14 protein-coding genes are annotated in these 15,196 nt (G+C 67.6%); 13 read left to right on the top strand and 1 reads right to left on the bottom strand.

The window, feature by feature from the left end:
* Window positions 1-22: 22 nt before the first annotated feature.
* The 7 genes from tilS (at window position 23) to N0A24_01505 (ending at window position 8,009) form a co-directional block, all read left to right on the top strand.
* Window positions 23-1,474, top strand: a complete 1,452-nt coding sequence (gene tilS, locus N0A24_01535; GenBank protein MCS7172089.1) for a tRNA lysidine(34) synthetase TilS — start codon at window positions 23-25, stop codon at window positions 1,472-1,474.
* The gene (gene ftsH / locus N0A24_01530) at window positions 1,464-3,407 is read left to right on the top strand and encodes an ATP-dependent zinc metalloprotease FtsH (GenBank protein ID MCS7172088.1); all 1,944 of its coding nucleotides are present in this window, start codon (window positions 1,464-1,466) and stop codon (window positions 3,405-3,407) included. Before tilS ends, ftsH begins: the two co-directional genes overlap by 11 nt.
* Before the next feature lie 67 nt (window positions 3,408-3,474).
* Window positions 3,475-4,764: an ABC transporter substrate-binding protein gene (locus N0A24_01525; GenBank protein MCS7172087.1), complete on the top strand. Its 1,290-nt coding sequence runs from the start codon at window positions 3,475-3,477 to the stop codon at window positions 4,762-4,764.
* An 8-nt stretch (window positions 4,765-4,772) separates the two neighbouring features.
* Complete coding sequence (locus N0A24_01520) at window positions 4,773-5,639, top strand: branched-chain amino acid ABC transporter permease (protein ID MCS7172086.1); 867 nt, start codon at window positions 4,773-4,775, stop codon at window positions 5,637-5,639.
* Window positions 5,636-6,556: a branched-chain amino acid ABC transporter permease gene (locus N0A24_01515; protein MCS7172085.1), complete on the top strand. Its 921-nt coding sequence runs from the start codon at window positions 5,636-5,638 to the stop codon at window positions 6,554-6,556. Before N0A24_01520 ends, N0A24_01515 begins: the two co-directional genes overlap by 4 nt.
* On the top strand, window positions 6,544-7,296 hold the full coding sequence (locus tag N0A24_01510) for an ABC transporter ATP-binding protein (GenBank protein MCS7172084.1): 753 nt from the start codon (window positions 6,544-6,546) through the stop codon (window positions 7,294-7,296). The genes N0A24_01515 and N0A24_01510 overlap by 13 nt, the downstream gene beginning before the upstream one ends.
* Window positions 7,293-8,009, top strand: coding sequence for an ABC transporter ATP-binding protein (locus N0A24_01505; protein ID MCS7172083.1), 717 nt, complete (start codon window positions 7,293-7,295; stop codon window positions 8,007-8,009). Before N0A24_01510 ends, N0A24_01505 begins: the two co-directional genes overlap by 4 nt.
* On the opposite strand, the gene N0A24_01500 is transcribed toward N0A24_01505, so the two are convergent.
* On the bottom strand, window positions 8,006-8,776 hold the full coding sequence (locus N0A24_01500) for an ATP-binding cassette domain-containing protein (GenBank protein ID MCS7172082.1): 771 nt from the start codon (window positions 8,774-8,776) through the stop codon (window positions 8,006-8,008). The genes N0A24_01505 and N0A24_01500 overlap by 4 nt on opposite strands.
* A 119-nt stretch (window positions 8,777-8,895) precedes the next feature.
* Here N0A24_01500 and N0A24_01495 point away from each other — a divergent pair, with 119 nt between their 5' ends.
* The 6 genes from N0A24_01495 (at window position 8,896) to N0A24_01470 (ending at window position 15,135) form a co-directional block, all read left to right on the top strand.
* Window positions 8,896-9,093 (top strand): hypothetical protein, encoded by a 198-nt coding sequence (locus tag N0A24_01495; GenBank protein ID MCS7172081.1) that lies wholly within the window; start codon window positions 8,896-8,898, stop codon window positions 9,091-9,093.
* A 285-nt stretch (window positions 9,094-9,378) separates the two neighbouring features.
* Complete coding sequence (sat, locus tag N0A24_01490) at window positions 9,379-10,548, top strand: sulfate adenylyltransferase (GenBank protein MCS7172080.1); 1,170 nt, start codon at window positions 9,379-9,381, stop codon at window positions 10,546-10,548.
* 12 nt (window positions 10,549-10,560) lie between these two features.
* Complete coding sequence (locus tag N0A24_01485) at window positions 10,561-12,492, top strand: MoaD/ThiS family protein (protein ID MCS7172079.1); 1,932 nt, start codon at window positions 10,561-10,563, stop codon at window positions 12,490-12,492.
* 18 nt (window positions 12,493-12,510) lie between these two features.
* Entirely contained in the window at window positions 12,511-13,329 is an 819-nt protein-coding gene (locus N0A24_01480; GenBank protein MCS7172078.1) for a phosphoadenylyl-sulfate reductase, read from the top strand.
* A 449-nt stretch (window positions 13,330-13,778) separates the two neighbouring features.
* Complete coding sequence (gene cysC / locus N0A24_01475; GenBank protein ID MCS7172077.1) at window positions 13,779-14,360, top strand: adenylyl-sulfate kinase; 582 nt, start codon at window positions 13,779-13,781, stop codon at window positions 14,358-14,360.
* Window positions 14,335-15,135, top strand: a complete 801-nt coding sequence (locus N0A24_01470; GenBank protein MCS7172076.1) for a uroporphyrinogen-III synthase — start codon at window positions 14,335-14,337, stop codon at window positions 15,133-15,135. The genes cysC and N0A24_01470 overlap by 26 nt, the downstream gene beginning before the upstream one ends.
* Window positions 15,136-15,196: the final 61 nt, after the last annotated feature.

Here is a 15,196-nt window from a genome sequence, read left to right as displayed (position 1 = left end):
CGCGGCATGGGCGGGATTCTGGATGGCGTCTTCGGTGTCTGTGGATCGCTTGATCGCCCGCATTCAGAGAGCGGTGAGCGAATGCCGCCTGTTTTCCCCCGGTGCCCGGATCCTGGTGGCATGCTCGGGCGGAGCCGACAGCACCGCCCTCCTCCATATCCTACGGCGCTTCCCCGAGTCCTGGGGCCTGCAGCTCGCCGTGGGCCACGTGCACCACGGTCTGCGCCCGGAGGCGGACGAGGACGCGGCCTTCGTCCAGCGCCTGTGCGCGGAACTAGGGGTTCCCTTCTATCTGGAGCGGCTGACCGGTCTTCGGGCGCAGGATGCCAACCTCGCGGCTCGGGCCCGGGAGGCCCGCTACCAAGCCCTGGGTCGGATGGCGGCCGCCGCCGGTGCCCGGGTGGTGGCCACCGGCCACACCCTGGACGACCAGGCGGAGACGGTGCTGTTGCGGCTGGTGCGGGGTACGGGGGTGGCAGGGCTCGGGGGAATCCCCCCCCGCCGGCCCCTTCAGCCTGGGGTTGAGGTGGTCCGGCCCTTGCTGTGGGCCCGGCGCGAGGAACTCCGGGCGTTCCTCTCCAGCCTCGGGTCCCCCTGGCGGGAGGATCCCACCAATGCGGACCTCACCCGCCAGCGCAACCGGATCCGACACCTGGTGCTCCCCCTGCTGGAACGGGAAAACCCGCGGATCCGGGAAGCCCTGGCGCACCTGGCGGAGATGGTGCGGGCAGAGGAAGCCTGGTGGGAGGAGCAGCTGGAAACCCTTCGGGAGACCCTGGTGGTCCGTAAGACGGAAGGTGCCTTGCGGGTGGACCGCCTTGGCTTCCAGGAACTCGCCCCAGCCCTCCAACGACGGCTGCTCCGGGCGCTGGCCGAGGAGCTGGGAGTCGGGGCAGACGCCACCTTCGTCCACGTGGAGCAGATCCGTCGGGCGGTCCTGCGGGGGGAGACGGGAAGGGAGTTTACCCTGCCGCACGGGGTGCGGGTCCGGCTTGCCCGGGAGGTGATGATGGTGGATCGGGAGGACAGCCCATCCCTTCCGCCCGTGGAAGTACCTCTCCCGGTGCCCGGGGAGGTCATCAGCACAGAACTAGGGCTTTTCGTGGAGGCAAGGATTGAACCGGTGGAAGGAGAGGGGACGGCGCGGGGGGAGTGGGAAGTAGAGCTGGATCCCGCGGTGAGCGAGCGGGGGTTGGTACTCCGCAACCGCCGGCCGGGGGATCGGATCCGGCTTCGGGGGGGACGCCGCAAGGTGCAGGACGTCCTCACGGAGGCCGGGGTTCCCCGGTGGGATCGGGACGGGGTGGGAATCGTGGCCACCCGGGATGGCGAGGTCCTCTGGGTGATCGGCTACTGCGCGGCGGCTTTCCCGCCCTCCCCGGGTGGCCGGTGCCTGCGGATGCGGGCGTGGCGGCTGGAGGCGGGGAGCGGGGGCTCAGGGTGCTATAATGGGGCGGCCGGAGGTGGCCGGTAGGGAGGAGGATGTGGCGAACCGGTACATACGCAGTCTGTTGATCTGGTCCCTGGTGATCACCGTGGTGCTCTTCGTCCTGGTGCCCATGTACCGGAGCACCCGGACGACCCCACACCAGGTGGACTTCAGTCAGTTCCTGGGCTGGGTGGAGACAGGACGGATTCGGGACACCGTGGTGTTCAACGAGGACTCCAGCACCATCTACGGCACCACCCGGGACGGACAGCCCTTCCGAACCACCTATTCCCGGGAGACCACACCGCAGATCCAGCAGATGCTACGGGAGCGCCGGATTCCCTTCCGCATCGAGGCCTCTGCCCGCAACTCGCCCTGGCCCAACCTCCTCAGCAGCTTCCTGCCCGTATTGCTCATCATCGGGCTGTGGTTCCTGATGATCCGGCAGGCGCAGTCGGGCAGCAACCAGGCCATGTCCTTCGGGAAGAGCCGGGCCCGTCTGCACCACGAGTCCAAGCCCAGGGTGACCTTCGAGGATGTGGCGGGCGTGGACGAGGCCAAGGAGGAGCTGCAGGAGATCATCGAGTTCCTCAAGCACCCTAAGAAGTTCCAGGCTCTAGGGGCCAAGATCCCCCGGGGAGTTCTCCTGGTGGGGCCGCCGGGATCCGGGAAGACCCTGCTGGCGAAGGCAGTGGCGGGGGAGGCAGGGGTGCCCTTTTACTCCATCTCCGGCTCGGAGTTCGTGGAGATGTTCGTGGGAGTGGGCGCGAGCCGGGTGCGGGATCTGTTCGATCAGGCCAAGAAGAGCGCCCCGTGCCTGGTGTTCATCGACGAGATCGACGCGGTGGGTCGGCAGCGGGGTGCGGGGCTTGGGGGCGGCCACGACGAGCGGGAGCAGACCCTGAACCAGCTTCTGGTGGAGATGGACGGGTTTGATCCCAATGCGGGCATCGTGGTCATCGCGGCCACCAACCGGCCCGACATCTTGGATCCGGCCCTGCTGCGCCCAGGCCGCTTCGACCGCCGCATCATCGTGGACAACCCCGACACCAAGGGCCGCAAGGCTATCTTAGAGGTCCACCTGCGGGGCAAGCCCCTGGCGGAGGACGTGAACGTGGAGCTGCTGGCCAAGCGCACCCCGGGGTTTTCCGGCGCGGACCTCGCGAACCTCGTGAACGAGGCGGCGCTGCTGGCCGCCCGCCGCAACAAGCGCAGGATCACTATGGCCGAATTCGATGAGGCCATCGAGCGGGTCATCGCGGGGCCGCAGCGCCGCAGCCGGGTGCTCTCCCCCCGGGAGCGGGAGCTGGTGGCCTACCATGAGGCCGGGCACGCCCTGCTGCGCAAGCTCCTGCCGCACGCGGATCCGCCCAGCAAGGTCACCATCGTCTCCCGTGGCATGGCCCTGGGCTACGTGATGGGGATGCCCCCGGAGGACCGGTACACCCGCACGCGGGCGGAGCTGCTGGACGAGATCACCGTGGCCATGGGGGGTCGGGTGGCGGAGGAGCTCGTGTTCGGGGAGGTTACCACGGGGGCGGAGAACGACTTCGAGCAGGCCACGGACATGGCCCGCCGCATGGTCACGGAGTATGGCATGTCCGAAAAGCTGGGCCCCATGTCCTTCGGCAAGCGGCACGGCCCCATCTTCCTGGGCCGGGATCTGGTGGAGAGCCGGAACTACAGCGAGGAGATCGCCTACGAGATCGACAAGGAGGTGCGCCGCATCATCGACGAGTGCTACGAACGGGCCCGCTCGACCCTTGAGGCGAACCGGGACAAGCTGGAGCGGATCGCCCGGGCCCTGCTGGAGAAGGAGACCCTGGACGCGGAGGAGCTGGATCGACTGGTGAGCGGACAAAGCCTGGAGCCCGCATCTTCCCCGCCCTCTCCGCCGGCACCCAAGGCGCCTGCGGAGCCCATCAAGCCCGTGGCACCCCCCCTTCCGAGCCTGCGGCCCAAGCCGGAGGCCGGGTAAGCGGAGATGCGACCCCTCATGGCCCCCCACGGGGGCTATCTACAATAGACGGCCGGAGGTGGTCTGCATGTCCGCTCGGTTGTTGACCCGACGGGAGCTGTTGAAGACCGCAGGGGCCCTCCTCGGGGCGGGTGCCTTCCGCCTGCTGGCCCCGTATGCGTACGCGGGAACCGCGGGGCAACCTCCTCTGCGGGTGGGACTCCAGGCCCACCGCACGGGAATCGGAGCCGTGTACGGGAAGTGGTATGAGCGTACCGCCCGGGCCGCGGTGCGGCTGATCAATGCCCAGGGGGGGATCGCGGGCCGTCCCGTGCAGCTGGTGGTGGAGGACGACGGGACGGATCCCAGGCGCGGGATCGAGGTGGTGGAGAAACTGGCCCTGCAGCACCGGGTGGACTTCATCTTCGGCACCCTGTTCTCCAACGTGGTGGTGGCGTGTGCACCCCGGGCCGCGGAGCTGAAGATCCCCTACCTGGTGGTGAGCGAGGGGTACCACGTACCCAGCGGGAAGCTCAACCGGTGGACTTTCCAGCCCGGCATCACCGACGTTCGATCCCAGGTGACCGCGGTGGCCCCCTGGATCGTGAAGAACCTGGGCCGGCGCATCGCCATGATCTTCCCGGACTACGCCTTCGGCTATGACCATCGGGATTTCTTCGGTGCCGCCGCCCGACGCCTGGGCGCGGAGCTCGTGGCCCTGGTTCCCATCCCGCCCACGGAGACCAGCTTCACGAAGTACTTCCCCCGCATTCCCCGAAACGTGGACGTGATCTACCACGTGATGGTGGGGCCCGCGGTCCTCACCTTCGTGCGGGAGATGGGGGAGTACTTCGGCCGGCGCCGGCCGCAGCTGTTCGGCTTCATCGACTCTCTGGAGGGCGTGGACCTCGGAAGCCCCGGCCTGGAGTTCCTGGAGGGCACCTACTTCTGGGAAGCCTTGCCCCGGTACGCGGGGCAGTACAACACCCCGTGGGAGCGACGTTTCCGGGAGGCCGTGGGGGTGGACGCGAACGGGGCCAGCAAAACGGACCCCCGAGACGTCTCCACCTACTCCCACATGTTCGGGGTGTGGGAGACCCTGTTCGTCGTCAAGGAGATCGTGGAGCGCAGCGGTTACCGCACCCGGACCCTGCGGGACTACCGGGCCTTCGTGGAGACCCTGGAGGCTACGGAGCGGTTCGAGGAGGGGCTCGGCCACCCGCAGGGGCCCAAGCGGTTTGTGGGGCAGATCCACCAGGCCTTCGGCCAGCAGTTCATCTCCCGGGTGGAGGGCCGCAGGCTGCGGGTGGTACACCGGACCCGCATCGAGGAAAGTCTATATCCGCCGGAGGCGGATTACCGCCAGCGGCCCCTATAGCCTGCCGCATGCCCTCTCCAGGGCCGCTTGCCCTCGCCCTCCTGGATGGCACCACCTCCGGGCTCGTGCTGGCCCTCACGGTGGCGGGCTTCTCCCTCAGCTTCGGGATCCTACGCATCGTGAACGTGGCCCACGGCGAGTTCTTCATGCTGGGCGCGGTGCTGGCCTGGACGGTGGTCACGGCCACGGGGAGTTTCCCCCTGGCCCTGTTGCTCGCGCCTGCCGCGGTGATGGCGCTGGCGGTTGCGGTGGACCGGCTGGTGCTTCGCCCCCTCCGCTACGCGGCCCAGCCCACCGTGGTGGCCACCCTGGGGGTGCTCTACGTGCTCCAGCAGCTCACCCTCCTGCTCTACGGCCCCGAAGCCCGAGGAGTCGCCGCGCCCTTCGGGGCCACGGTGGAGTTCCCGTGGTTCGGGTACTCGGGCTACAAGCTGGCCGTGGCCGGTCTGTCCGCGGCACTGCTCGCGGGTCTGGGCGCCCTGCTGCGCCGCACGGATCTGGGCCTAGTGATGCGGGCCACCCAACAGGATCCGGAGATGGCGGTCGCCCTGGGCGTTCCGGTGGAGCGGGTGTACACCATGGTGTTCGCTCTCAGCGCGGGGATGGCCGCGGTGGCGGGGGTTCTGGTGATGCCCGTGCAACAGGCGCACTACCTCATGGGCCTTGATACGCTCCTGCTCTCCTTCGTGGTGGTCATCCTGGGAGGGCTCGGGAGCCTTGGGGGAACCGTGGCCGCAAGCCTTCTCGTGGGGTGGATGGACAGCTTGGTCTCCCTGTTCTTCACTCCCACCCTTGCCCGCATCTTCGCCACCCTGATGGTGGCTTTGGTCCTGGTGGTGCGGCGGGACGGGCTGTGGACCGGGCGGGTGGGATGAGGTCAGGGGAGCACCGGGTCTGGGGTCTGCACCTAGGGGTTCTGGTGGGACTTGGCGTGTTGCCGTTCGCCCTATCCCCGTACCATCTGGGCGTGGTGACCCGGATCCTCCTGTTCAGCACGTACGCCCTGGCCTACAATCTCCTGCTCGGCTACACGGGCCTTTTGAGCCTGGGGCATGCCCTCTACTTCGCCGCCGGCATGTACGGGGCCGGGCTTCCCGTGTACTACCTGGGCCTGGGGAGCCCGGAGGCGTTTGCCGTGGGCGTGCTCGGGGGCGCGGCCCTCGCGGCCCTGGTGGGAATCCCCGCTCTCCGCACCGCGGGGTTGCGCTTCTCCATCGTAACCCTTCTGTTCGGACAGACGGGATATCTGTTGACCCTGTACTTCAACCGCATCACCTGGGCCGATCAGGGCCTCACCCTTCCCCTCCAGGTCTTCCCTCTCCTTCGATACCACCTGGCCTTGCTCCTGTTCGGCGTCTCCCTGCTTGGGAGTCTGTGGCTCGTGCGATCTCCCTTCGGCCGGGTCCTGGTGGGGCTGCGGGAGCACGAGGAGCGCACGCACCTACTGGGCTATGATCCCCTTCGGTACAAGTGGACAGCGCACGTCCTTTCCGGAACCCTCTCCGGCGCCGCGGGAGCCGCGTATGCCCTGCTGTTCGCCTACGTGGGGAACGCCTTTGCCTCCGTCCTGTACTCCGTGTATCCCCTGCTGTGGGTGCTGGTGGGCGGAGCGGGCACCGTCCTGGGGCCGCTCCTGGGGGTGGCCCTGGTGACGTACGCGGTGGAGATCGCAAGCGGGCTCGTGCACGCGTATCTCGTGGTGGTGGGCTTTGCCCTCGTCCTCCTCATTCGGGTGTTCCCTCAGGGGATTCTCGGGAGCCTACGGGATCGGGGGTGGCGGTGGCTTCCATAAGGCCCCTGCTGGAGGCGGTGAAGGTCCGACGCACCTTTGGGGGGCTTGTGGCCGTGGACGATGTGGACTTCCGAGTGGAGGCGGCGGAGATCCGGGCCCTCATCGGACCCAACGGCGCGGGCAAGACCACCCTCGCGAGCCTCCTCTGCGGCCGGTTGCGCCCTACCTCCGGACGCGTGTACTTGGAGGGAAAGGAGATCACCTTCCTCCCTGCTCACCGCCGGGTGCAGCTGGGCATCGCCTGCACCCTGCAGATCCCCGCGGTGCTGCGGGGCCTATCGGTTTTTGAGAACGTCCTGCTCGCGGCCCAGCGGGTCGAGCTCCGGGGTCCCCTCGACTTTCTCCGGCCGCGCGGGGAGGTCCTGGTGGTCCGGGTCCGTGAGGCGCTGGAAGCGGTGGGGCTGGCAGATCTGTGGGAGCAGCCAGCCGCATCCCTCCCGTACGGTCACCAGCGGCTGGTGGAGCTGGCTATGGCACTCGCCCTCCGGCCGCGGCTCCTGGTGCTCGATGAACCCACGCAGGGCCTGAGCCCCGAGGAGATTTCCCACTGGGTCACCCTGATCCGGCGGGTCGCGCAAAGGACCACCGTGCTCCTCATCGAGCACAATCTTCCGGTGGTGCTGGAGCTCGCGCACCGGGTGACGGTTATGGATCGGGGCCGCATCCTCTTTGAGGGAACCCCCAGGGAGGTGGAAGAAGAACCCATGGTTCAGCGAGTGTACCTGGGAGCAGGAGGATGAAGAAACTGCGCGTAGAGGAGCTGGTGTGCGGATACGGCGGTGCGCCGGTACTCCGGGGAGTCTCCTTGGAAGTGGGAGCCGGGGAAGTGGTAGGGCTCCTCGGTCGCAACGGCTCGGGCAAGACCACTCTCCTGCGGGCCATCATGGGACTCATGCGACCTGTGCAGGGCCACATCTGGCTGGACAACATCGAGCTCACCCAGCTCCCACCCCACAGGATCCCCCGGCTCGGCATCGGGTATGTCCCGCAGGGTCGCCGGCTCTTCCCCGAGCTGACGGTAGGCGAGAACCTGCGGATGGGGATGCGAGTACAAGCTTCGAACCGGGAAGTACTGCGGTGGATCCTGGAGCTCTTCCCAACCCTGCAGGAGCGGTGGAACCAGCCTGCGGGGACCCTTTCAGGGGGCGAGCAGCAGATGGTGGCCATTGCTCGCGCCCTCTGCCTTCGCCCACATCTACTCCTCCTAGACGAGCCGCTAGAAGGACTGATGCCCGCAGCGATCCAACAGGTGCTGAGGGTGCTCACACACCTCACCCAGAAGGGAACGGGGGTCCTGCTCGCAGAGCAACGGGTGGAGGCAGCACTCCGGATTGTACACCGGGGACTTTTGCTGGAGAGCGGGGAAATCCATGCCCTTGGTACCCGGGAGGAGCTCTCGCAGGATCCTGAGCGCCTGATCCGGGCACTGGGCGTACGGCAATCTCCGCTTTAAGGCTCCTCTCGGGATGTCTCAAGCCCGAGGGGACCACCCAGGTAGGCCCGTTGCACTGCGGGATCCGCCTGTAGATCCCAAGCGGGGCCGCTCTGGACGATCTGTCCCCGTTCCAGGACATACGCCCGGTTCGCCACGGAGAGAGCCGCTCGAGCGTTCTGCTCCACCGGGACCACCGAGAGCCCCTCGGCGCACAACTGCTGGAGGAGACCTAGCAGCTCCGAGATGATGAGAGTGGCAAGTCCCAGCAGTGGTTCGTCCATCAGGAGTACACACGGTTCACTCATCAGGGCCCGTCCGATAGCCAGCATCTGCTGCTGGCCCCCGGAGAGGGATCGGGCCTGGGCCCGCTGACGCTCAGCCAGCACTGGAAAGAGAGAATACACTAAGCACAGTCGCTCTTCCATCCGGGATCGCGGTAGCCCCCGTCCGAACCCGCTCAGCAGGAGATTATCCCGCACGCTGCGGTCCGCCGCCTGAAGCACCATCTCCACGCCGTGCTCCACCAGCACCACCGTCACGCCCTCCTCGCGGATCTCCCGGATAAGTCGTGCCAGCTCCCCTCGTTGCTCTCCGCCGAGCCCGGAGGCCGGCTCGTCCAGCAGCAGGAGTCGGGGACGGAGGGCCAGGGCGCGGGCGAGTTCCAGCAGGCGTAGCAGACCGAAGGGGAGGGTTGCGGCGACCTCGTGGACGTGTGCGGCAAGCCCCAGCCGATCCAGGAGCGCCCAAGCTTCGCGGGCGGATCGGGCCTCTTCCCTTCGGTTCATGCCCAACGCTCCGGAGGCAGCGTGTTCGCGGAGGATCCGAACAGGGCGAGGCGCTGAACGAGCACGGGGACATCATCGGGTTCTCCAAGTACACCGGATACAGCGCGAACGAGCGGGCCGTGCTGTCCCTGGGCGTGGTGGATGTGCGGTACAGCCGACCTGGTACTCAGGTTGTGGTGGTATGGGGGGAAGAGGGGGGAGGAACCAAGAAACCGACGGTGGAGCGCCACACACAGGTGGAGATCCGCGCCACCGTGGGACCCGCTCCGTACTCGGAGGCCGCGCGCCAGTACCGGACGACGGTGGGGGCCCGGTAGCACCTCCTGGTTCTCCTGGAGCAGAGTTCCTGCTTGACGGGATATCGTTCCTTACGTACAGTAAACCTAGCCATGGAACTGCGATGGATCGATCCCTGCCTCTACCGTTGCCAGTGTATCTGTCCTGGGCGGAAGGTGATCTGTGCCTGTAGGCTGGCGGGCACCTGATCCCTTCCGCGATCCCCTCTGAGTCGGTCGAATAGCATTCCCTGACTCCCTCTCCTGGACGGTGCAGGAGATAGGCCCTGCCCGGGGAAGGGTGTTGCCATATCCGGAGGTGGCCCCGTGATCGCGCCGCACGGTGGAGAGCTGGTCCAACGCACGGTGCAGGGAGAACGCGCGCAGATCCTGCGCGAGGAGATCCGCCGCCTTCCCGCAGTGGCTCTTGCACCCAAGGAGGCCGCGGACGCGGTGCTCATCGCCACGGGGGCCTACAGCCCCCTGCGAGGGTTCATGCCGCAGGAGGAGTATCGGTCCGTGGTGCGCGAGATGCACCTACCCTGCGGTCTCCCCTGGACTCTGCCCATCACCCTGCCGATCCCGGAGGAGCTGGCCCGCCGCGCGGGCCGGGGCGATCGGCTCACACTGCGAGCTGGAGGGATCTTGGCGGTGATGGAGGTGGAGGAGATCTACCGACGGGACCTGGAGGAGGAAGCTCGGTGGGTCTTCGGCACCACGGACCGGAGGCATCCAGGCGTGGCCCGGCTGCTGCGGGAGTCTCCATGGGTGGCGGGCGGGGAGATCTGGCTCCTGGACCGACCGCCCCGTGCTTTTCCTGGGCTCGAGCGGGATCCCGCGGAGACCCGGGCGTATTTCACACAGGTGGGGTGGCGTACGGTGACCGCCTTCCAGACCCGCAATCCCATTCACCGGGCCCACGAGTACCTGCAGAAGTGCGCCCTGGAGGTGACGGATGGGCTTTTTTTGCACCCGCTCGTGGGGGAGACGAAGGAGGACGACCTCCCACCCCTGGTGCGTCTGCGCACCTACGAAGCGTTGCTAGAGGAGTACTATCCCCGAGACCGGGTGCTTCTGGCGGCGTTCCCCGCGGCCATGCGGTATGCGGGGCCGCGGGAGGCGGTGTTCCACGCGCTCGTGCGCAAGAACTACGGGTGCACCCACATCCTCATCGGCCGGGATCACGCGGGTGTGGGTGGGTTCTATGAGCCGTATGCAGCTCACCGCATCTTTGATCGGTTCGATCCGCAGGCCATCGGGATTACGCCTCTCTTTTTCGGGGAGGCCTTCTACTGCCGGCGGTGCGACGCTATGGCCACGGAGCGCAGCTGCCCGCACCCGCCGGAGGCTCGGGTGAACCCCAGCGGCACCTGGGTACGGGAGCTTCTGCGCGCGGGACAGTTCCCGCCGCCGCAGGTGATGCGGCCGGAGGTGGCCCGCATCCTATTGGAGCATTTCGTCCAGATCCAAAGGCGATCCGTGGAGCGCGTGCGCTAGGGGGGAGATCCAATGGTGGCCCAGATTCCAGGGATTGGACAGGCGACGGAAGTGGGTTGGGATCTTGTGCTCAAACGGAACTCCATCGAGCGGCTCAAGCAGGAGAAGTTCCCCCTCGACATCCTCCACGAGCTGCCGGAACTCATCGCGCGGGGCTATGAGGCCATCCCCGAAGAGGACATCGTGCGGCTCAACTGGTGGGGCCTTACCCACGACAAGCCCAAGGTCGGCACCTTCATGGTCCGCATCAAGGTTCCGGGCGGCCGCATCACGCCGGACCAGTTAATCGCCGTAGGCCGGATCTCCCAGAAGTACGGCCGCAACTACGGGGAACTGACCACACGGCAGGGGATCCAGCTGCACTGGGTGCGGCTAGAGCAACTTCCAGAGGTGCTCGCGGAGATCCAGGCGTGTGGCCTTACCACCGTGGGCGGAGAGGGGGATACGGTACGCAACATCACCAGCTGCCCCGTGGCGGGTGTGGATCGGGAGGAGCTGTTCGACGTACGGCCTGTAGTGGAAGCGGTGGCCCGCTTCTTCTACGGAAACCGCGAATACAGCAACCTCCCTCGCAAGCACAAGTACACCATCAGCGCCTGCCCCGCCCAGTGCAACGCCCCCGAGATCCACGACGTGGCCCTGGTAGGCGTGCTCAAGGGCGGACGGAGGGGCTTCGCCGTGCGGGTGGGCGGAGGACTCTCCGCCACCCCCCGCCTCTCACGGGATCTCGGTGTGTTCGTACCTGCGGAGCCCGTCGAGGGGGTCGTAGAGGTCCTGCGGGCCATCACGGACACCTGGCAATACAACCTGCGCTACCGCCTGAGCCGCGCCAAGGCTCGCATCAAGTTCCTGGTGGATGACTACGGCCCGGAGAAGGTGCGGGCCATGGTGGAGGAACGCCTGGGCCACAGGCTGGAGGACGGTTCGGCTCCTCCACCCCTGCAGGACACGGACCACCTTGGCATCCACCCGCAGAAGCAGGAGGGGCTGGTCTACGTGGGGATTCCGGTGCCCATGGGGTGGGTACGGGGAGATCAACTGGTGGCCTTGGGTGAGCTCGTGGGGGAGTTCGGCGGAGATGCACGCTTTACCCGCATGCAGAACATCCTCGTGACCGGTGTCTCCGAAGAGCGCCTGGGATGGCTTGTGGATCGGCTGCGGCGGTTTCATCTGGATCCGCACCGCAACAAACTCTACGGTCGGTCCACCGCCTGCACGGATCACCAGTTCTGCAACTACTCGGTGGCGGAGACCAAGGGGAAGCTCCAGCAGATCCTGGAGACCTTAGAGCAGCGGTTCGGGAAGGCCGTGGAGGAACTGCGGATCTACATGGACGGCTGCCCACACGCCTGCGCCCACCACTGGGTGGGAGACATCGGACTGCAGGGAACCACCACGCAGCACCCCACCAAGGGCGTGCGGGTGGAGGCATACGATGTGTGCCTGCGCGGGGGACTGGGAAGCCGGGCCGCCATCGGCAAGCCGATCCTGCGCCGCATCCCCGAAGATCAGATCACGGAGGTGGTGGGACGCCTGGTGGAGGCGTGGCTGCGGGAGCGGGCCAGACATGGCGACGGGTACACCTTCCGGGACTTCGTGGACGCGCACACCGATGACGCCCTGCAGGCCCTTGCCCTGGGCCGGTTGGTCGGGGAGGAAGAGGCTCCGCGGCGGCCTGTGGTGCGCATTCCGGGCATGTTCCTCCCCTTCACGGGCGGTGCGGACCGGGTGGAGGTGGAGGCCAGGACGGTGCGGGAAGCCCTCCAGGTCCTGAGGACACAGTACCCACAGCTCGCCCCCCATCTCCTCGCCCCGGACGGCCAGGTGCATCCGGGTATCAACCTCTTCGTGGACGAGGAGGACATCCGAGGGCTCGCGGGGCTCGATACCCCCCTGTGCGCGGGACAGGAGCTCACCATTCTGCCTGCCCTTTCGGGCGGCTAGAGGCAAGGAGGTGGCGGAATGTCGCGGCGGGTGACCTTCGACGACCTGGAGATCGGAGAGATCGCCATCGAGCTGGACGACCGGGAGCCGCAAGAGGTGATCGCCTGGGCCTTAGATACCTTCGAAGATGGGGTGGCGGTGGTCACCGCCTTCCAGGCGGAGGGGATGGCCATCCTGGACATGGCTTCCCGCATCCGGCCGGATGTCCGGGTGATCACTGTGGACACAGGACGGCTGCCGCAAGCCACCTACGCCTTCATGGACCGGGTGCGGGAGCACTACCCGCAGGCCCGGTTCGAGGTGCTCTTCCCAGATTACCGGGAGGTGGAGACCATGGTGCGGCGGCACGGCGTAAATCTCTTCTACCGGTCCGTACCCCTGCGGCTGCTGTGCTGTCAGATCCGGAAGGTGCGGCCTCTCGTGCGGGCCCTGGAGGGGCTCGATGCGTGGATCACGGGCCTGCGCCGGGAGCAGTGGGCCTCCCGGGCCAATATCCGCAAGGTGGAGCTGGACCACGACCACGACGGCATCGTGAAGGTGAATCCGCTCGCGGACTGGACCAAGGAGGAGGTGTGGGAGTACCTCACGAGCTACGGCGTTCCCATCCATCCCCTATACGAGCAAGGCTACACCAGCATCGGCTGCGACCCCTGCACCCGGCCGATCCAGCGGGGCGAGGACGACCGAGCGGGCCGGTGGTGGTGGGAGGTGGGAGCACCCAAGGAGTGCGGCATCCATTGCCCCATCGAGACCGGTGGGTTCGAACACGAGGCCCACGCCATCCTAAAGGAAGCCCACGGTGTGGCGTCCGAGCCCGTGGGAGGGCGGGCGGAATGACCAAGGCAGGCATCCCCCTGACGGAGGAGGAGACCCGGCTGGTCGCCGAGGAGGCGCTAGCCCTGAGCCGGGCCGCGCGGGAGCCCCAGCGCTCCCGGCTGCTGGAGCTGGTGGAACACGTCCGGGCAGGAACGGTTCCGGGCGAACTCGTGGAGCTGCTGGAAGGGCTTGCGGTCATGGTGCTGCAAACGGGACGGGCCCGGACTCTCGGCCGCGCAGAGGGCGAGCGCCTCTGGACCGATCTCCTGCTGCGTACGCCTCGGGGGCAAGCGCTGCAGGCCCAGCTGGAGGGAGTGAACCAGGTCCTTCAGGCCCTGCGGGGCCTGCGGCTGGACGCCGTCCGGGTAGCGATGCGGACTCTGGGTCACTTCACCGTGACCCTGCAGGCCGACGGCCTCGGATTGACCCTGGCCGTACGGGCGGACGGCGTGCAGGTGGAAAGCCTTACCGTGGGGGAAGGGAGGAGCACCCCTTCACCTCGGGGCATCTGCGTGTGGCTCACTGGGCTTCCGGGTTCCGGAAAGACTACTATCGCGTACCGCGTGGCCGAGTGCCTGCGCGCCCAAGGACACCCAGTGGAGATCCTAGATGGAGACGTAGTGCGCCAGCACTTCTCCCGCGACCTCGGGTTCTCCCGGGAGGACCGCCTCGAGAACATCCGCCGCGTGGCCTACGTGGCGGAGCTGCTGGTCCGCCACGGGGTGGTGGTGCTGGTGGCCCTGGTCTCCCCGTACCGGGAGGGCCGGAGGGAGGCCCGGGAGCGCATCGGCGACTTCCTCGAGGTGTACGTGCGCTGCCCGTTGGAGGTGCTCGTCGAGCGGGATCCCAAGGGCCTGTACGCCCAGGCCCTGCGGGGCGAGGTCCAGAACTTCACCGGTGTGAGCGACCCCTACGAACCTCCGGAGGCTCCGGATCTGGTGCTGGATACGGACCGTGAGCCGCCTGAGGCGAGCGCCCAGAGGGTGCTGGCGCTGCTGGCGGAGCGAGGCTACGGGAGGATGCCCAGTGGACAGGCGGGTGCTCGTGCTTGAGTCGCGGATGCCGGAAGTCCTCGTCCACCTCATACGGCGGGAAGGGTGGGAGCCCGTGTGCGTTCCCGCGGTGGTGGAGGCGGACGCGGATCCGGAAGAAGTTCGGAAGCCGCTGGAGCGGCTGTGCGTTCGAGGCGTGGACTGGGTGGTGCTGCAGACCGGTACCGGAGCGGAGCGGCTGCACCGGCTTGCGGACCGCCTCGGACTCGGGCAGGCGTACCTGGAGGCTCTGCGGGCCGTGCCCATCGCGGTTCGAGGGCCCAAGCCCACCGCGGTGCTCCGACGGTGGGGAATCCATCCATCGCTTTCTGCCCCCAGTCCGTACACCACCGCGGAGCTGTGTGCGACCTTGGACACCGTAGAGCTTCAGAACCGCGTGGTCTTCGTCCAGCACTACGGGGAAGTCAACGAGGCCCTCCGGAACCACCTGACAGGGCGCGGCACCGAGGTGGTGGATGTCCAACCCTATCGTTGGGTGCTTCCCGCGGATCTCCGCCCGCTCCAGGAGGCCGTGCGGGGCCTTGTGGAAGGTGCATTTTGGGCGGCGGTGGTGACGAGCCGGCCGCAGGTGATCCACCTCTTCCGGGTGGCGGAGGAGATGGGATGGGCGGAGGCCTTGCGGGAAGCTCTCCAGGGCCGCGTGACCGTGGCTGCGGTAGGGCCGGTGTCGCGCCAAGCCCTGGTGGCGCGGGGGGTGCGGGTGGGCGTGGAGCCGGAACATCCCAAGATGGGGCGGCTCATCGAGGCCCTGCGGAGGTACAGGCGGGAGGGATAGAGGGGTGTACTATCCGGTGATGTTGGATCTACGGGGTCGGCGGTGCGTGGTGGTGGGGGGA

This window comes from Armatimonadota bacterium, assembly GCA_025059775.1.
Classification (GTDB): domain Bacteria; phylum Sysuimicrobiota; class Sysuimicrobiia; order Sysuimicrobiales; family Sysuimicrobiaceae; genus Sysuimicrobium.
The sequence above is the reverse complement of the archived record's forward strand: the minus strand, read 5'-3'. Positions and strand labels throughout refer to the sequence as shown.

Excerpts from the sequence above, each read along its gene's own strand:
- N0A24_01500 (MCS7172082.1), bottom strand. The coding sequence starts at position 8,776 with ATGAACCGAAGGGAAGAGGCCCGATCCGCCCGCGAAGCTTGGGCGCTC.
- tilS (MCS7172089.1), top strand. The coding sequence starts at position 23 with ATGGCGTCTTCGGTGTCTGTGGATCGCTTGATCGCCCGCATTCAGAGA.
- N0A24_01525 (MCS7172087.1), top strand. The coding sequence starts at position 3,475 with ATGTCCGCTCGGTTGTTGACCCGACGGGAGCTGTTGAAGACCGCAGGG.
- N0A24_01520 (MCS7172086.1), top strand. The coding sequence starts at position 4,773 with ATGCCCTCTCCAGGGCCGCTTGCCCTCGCCCTCCTGGATGGCACCACC.
- N0A24_01505 (MCS7172083.1), top strand. The coding sequence starts at position 7,293 with ATGAAGAAACTGCGCGTAGAGGAGCTGGTGTGCGGATACGGCGGTGCG.
- N0A24_01480 (MCS7172078.1), top strand. The coding sequence starts at position 12,511 with ATGTCGCGGCGGGTGACCTTCGACGACCTGGAGATCGGAGAGATCGCC.
- N0A24_01485 (MCS7172079.1), top strand. The coding sequence starts at position 10,561 with ATGGTGGCCCAGATTCCAGGGATTGGACAGGCGACGGAAGTGGGTTGG.
- N0A24_01515 (MCS7172085.1), top strand. The coding sequence starts at position 5,636 with ATGAGGTCAGGGGAGCACCGGGTCTGGGGTCTGCACCTAGGGGTTCTG.